This window comes from Ruminococcus callidus ATCC 27760 (genome assembly GCF_000468015.1).
GTDB classification, from domain to species: Bacteria; Bacillota; Clostridia; order Oscillospirales; family Ruminococcaceae; genus Ruminococcus_C; species Ruminococcus_C callidus.
In genome coordinates, this window is the sequence record NZ_KI260403.1 from 1 (window position 1) to 3,415 (window position 3,415).

General features: G+C 34.7%; 4 protein-coding genes. All 4 read left to right on the plus strand.

The genetic code is table 11. From position 1 onward, the window contains the following. The first annotated feature begins 260 nt into the window (after positions 1–260). Positions 261–992 carry a LytR/AlgR family response regulator transcription factor gene (locus RUMCAL_RS07555; protein WP_021682109.1) on the plus strand — a complete coding sequence of 244 codons (732 nt, stop codon included), beginning with the start codon at positions 261–263 and terminating at the stop codon, positions 990–992. After that, positions 989–2,296 (plus strand): sensor histidine kinase, encoded by a 1,308-nt coding sequence (locus RUMCAL_RS07560; RefSeq protein ID WP_021682110.1) that lies wholly within the window; start codon positions 989–991, stop codon positions 2,294–2,296. The genes RUMCAL_RS07555 and RUMCAL_RS07560 overlap by 4 nt, the downstream gene beginning before the upstream one ends. Before the next feature lie 164 nt (positions 2,297–2,460). Further along, entirely contained in the window at positions 2,461–3,099 is a 639-nt protein-coding gene (locus tag RUMCAL_RS15055; protein WP_021682111.1) for an accessory gene regulator ArgB-like protein, read from the plus strand. Continuing rightward, entirely contained in the window at positions 3,038–3,178 is a 141-nt protein-coding gene (locus RUMCAL_RS16870) for a cyclic lactone autoinducer peptide (RefSeq protein ID WP_084194386.1), read from the plus strand. Before RUMCAL_RS15055 ends, RUMCAL_RS16870 begins: the two co-directional genes overlap by 62 nt. The last annotated feature ends 237 nt before the right edge of the window (positions 3,179–3,415 follow it).

Here is a 3,415-nt window from a genome sequence, read left to right on the forward strand (position 1 = left end):
AAATAGAGATAGTTCTGTTCTTGAAAATGAAAAAATGACTTTTGCTCGGATAATATTCCAATAGGCATATGTTGCTTTGCATCACGTTTTGCAGGCAAATATCAAATTTCTGATGATAGGCTCTTCCCTACTTATACAAGAAAACGGTATGTCCTCTGAGGCATACCGTTTCTTTGTTTAGCAAAATAAATTCTTGCTTTTTGAAAATTTTTGTGGTATGATGGAAATGAAGCGAAAAAGAAGTAAGAGGAGTATATCGTATGATTCAAATCGCAATCGTGGATGACCAGACAGAAGCGATTTCAGGAATTCTTTCTGTATTTCAACAATGGGAAAAGGAAAATCATGTATATTTTGAAATAGATACCTACACAGATGCAGATTTATTCTGTGATGCAATATTTGATAAGAAATATCAAGCTCTCTTTTTGGATCTGGATATGCCTAAAAAAAGCGGCTTTGACATTTCTCAGTTCCTGCGTGAACTTGGAAATAATACGCCGATTGTCTACATCACAAATCGAGATGACTTGATGCAAAAAGCATTTCAATATAAGGTACTCGGTTTTGTTCGTAAAGATAAGATACAAGAAGAACTTCCGTTTGCAATCTCCTGTGTGGTTCAAGAAATACAGAAAAAGAATAGTCACGTCATGATATTCGCAGCACATCGTCAAAAAAAAGAATATTATAATTTACCAGTTTCTGATATTTTGTATATTGAAAGCGAAAATCACCAAACAAAAATCTATACTGTCAGCACAAAGGATGCAATCATTACAAGAGATTCCCTTCGTTCCTATATGGAAAAAGAAGAATTTCAAGGCTTTATTCCAATTAGCGTAAGCTGTATTGTAAATATTGAGCATATTTTTTCAATTGAAAAAGATACTCTGGTATTGGACAATAAAAAGGTTTTGTTTATCAGTCGAAGAAAAGTCAAATCAGTCAAGGAAATGTTTCAACAAAAAACAAGGAGGAATATCATATGATCTACACCGTTTCAGAATGGTTAGCCACTATTTCAGAGAGTTTGATTATTTTCTTCTTTCTAGTCAAGATCTTGTCCTATAAAACCATGGCACGATCTAAAAAGATAATTGGAACAGTAGTTTTTTGTTGCTTGCAATGCACCTCTTCTTTAATATTGGATCAATTTTTTGTGTTTGAAGGACTTTATGTCATTATCACAATTTTTATTTATCTTCTTTTCTGTTGGATAATGTTAGAAAAGCCTATATGGCTTCAGACAATTGTTGTACTCCTCATATTTGCCTGTTTGTTTACAATTAACATTTCAACAATGTTAGTCACAAGTTTGCTCATACATAGTACTTCAGCAGATGTGCTACTTCTTCGAAATCCAGTTCGTATTTTACTTTTATTTATTACAAAAGCTTTATTGGTTTTTACATTAATCATACTTACCAATATTTTTGAAAAGAAAAAAGTGATATTTCATGTTTCTCAGTGTATTGTTATGGCTATTGTTCTTTTGACTACTTTTTTTGCTGGTGTTGTTCTAGAAGAAATTGTAATTGACACAGATGTAGCAAGCTGGGAAGTTTCTGCAATTGTAATATGTATGATTGCAATCAACATTTTGTTGTTTTTTGTGCTTTATCTTACTTCCTCCAGAAATCGTGTAGAAAACAATCAGGCACTATTGAAATTACAAATTGCAAACGAACAGCAAAAACTTCAGGATTCCATTCGTTGGAATACAGAAGTAAATACACTGCGTCATGATTTGAAAAATCACTTGCTTTGCATTTCGGAATATATTCGTTTACAACAGACAGATACAGCTATGGAATATATTGAGAAATTAACCGGTCAGGTGAAAAAAGAATTGCCGTATCATATGATGACGAATTCTGTTGCAGTCAATGCTATTTTAGATTTGAAAAAACTTGTGTGTGACGAAAATCAAATTGACATAAAATATTTTGTGCTGGAAGAATTGCCGAAAATAGATGAAACCGATTTGTGTGTAATATTAGCTAATTTACTGGATAATGCAATAGAGGCTGCATCCAAAGAAGAAAAGCGGCAGATTCGTCTTTCCATGGAAATCATCGGCAACTATTTTCGGATTGTTGTTCAGAATCAAATTGCAGAGTCAGTATTAAAAAACAACAAGGAACTAGGGACCACTAAGAAAAATCGAAAAATCCATGGATTTGGGTTGCAAAGTGTAGAAGATGCTGTTGAAAGAAACGATGGGATGAGCAATTTCTCTGAGGAAAATGGTTGGTTTGTTGCAGATGTTATGTTAAAAATCCACGAATCGTAAAACAAAATAGAATGGTTTTTGATCCGCCTTATCGAAAAAATAAGGCGGATTTTTTTGCTTTTTGACCGATTACGTCGTAAAACATACCGATTACGTCATAAGTATTGTATCTTTCATTTTAATCAGTATAATGAAATTAAGGGAAACAAAAGGAGGTGTTGCATATGATTTCATTTTTATCCAGATCAGTTGTACGGAGTTTGATTAAAAATGATGCAATCGAAATGGAAAAGGCAGAAGTTTATCAGTATGGATTTGAAATTCTGTTTTCTTCTATTACCACTTTTCTGATTGCAGTACTATCTGGCGTTTTACTGCATTGTTTTACTGCAGCAATGCTTTTTTTCGTTATATTTGCAACGTTTCGGCAAATATGCGGAGGATATCATGCAAATCATTATTGGAGCTGCAATTTACTGTTCCTTTTGGTAATCAATGCGGTATTGGTTGTATATCGTTTCTTTCCCACTGACAGTTTCACGACAATGCACTATATTTTTCTGTCAGTTTCACTGTTAATTATCTGTGCCTATGCACCGGTTGAAAATGAAAATAAACCGCTCAATGCAAAACAGGTACTTCTATTTCGTAAAATCAGCAGAATCATTGCAATATTACTGACGGTGATTTCTTGCTTGATTAACATATTACATAGTCCCTACGTAAAATTGATCGATAGCACATTTTTGGCGATTTCTGTTTCAATTTTAGTTGTGGGATTGAAAGAAAGGAGAGAGTATAATGAAAAGTGCAAAGAAGAGCATTTTGAAGACTGTTGCGAAAGTCGGTGCAAAAAGTGCTGAGATCGGAGCTAGTTCCGCATCGATTTTGGGCTTTCACCAGCCGAAAGAACCGAAGGCTCTGCAGAATCTGAAGAAGTAATCTGGTTGTAAGATTACAAAGAAATCCAAACGCAGCGGCACACGTAAGTGTGCTGTTGTAATCTAAAAAAGGAGTTTTTTATCATGAAACAGACAAAGAAGATTATTGCTGCTCTGGCAGCAGCCACAATGGTAGCCTCTTGTGCAGGCGTTGTTGCAAGTGCAGATGAGGCAGTAAACGCAGTCAACGTATCCTACAGCACTGTAGCAGAAACATTCACCGCCGCTGACGGCACAG

Coding starts and splice junctions, on each gene's coding strand:
- RUMCAL_RS16870 (WP_084194386.1), top strand. CDS start 3,038: ATGAAAAGTGCAAAGAAGAGCATTTTGAAGACTGTTGCGAAAGTCGGT.
- RUMCAL_RS15055 (WP_021682111.1), top strand. CDS start 2,461: ATGATTTCATTTTTATCCAGATCAGTTGTACGGAGTTTGATTAAAAAT.
- RUMCAL_RS07560 (WP_021682110.1), top strand. CDS start 989: ATGATCTACACCGTTTCAGAATGGTTAGCCACTATTTCAGAGAGTTTG.
- RUMCAL_RS07555 (WP_021682109.1), top strand. CDS start 261: ATGATTCAAATCGCAATCGTGGATGACCAGACAGAAGCGATTTCAGGA.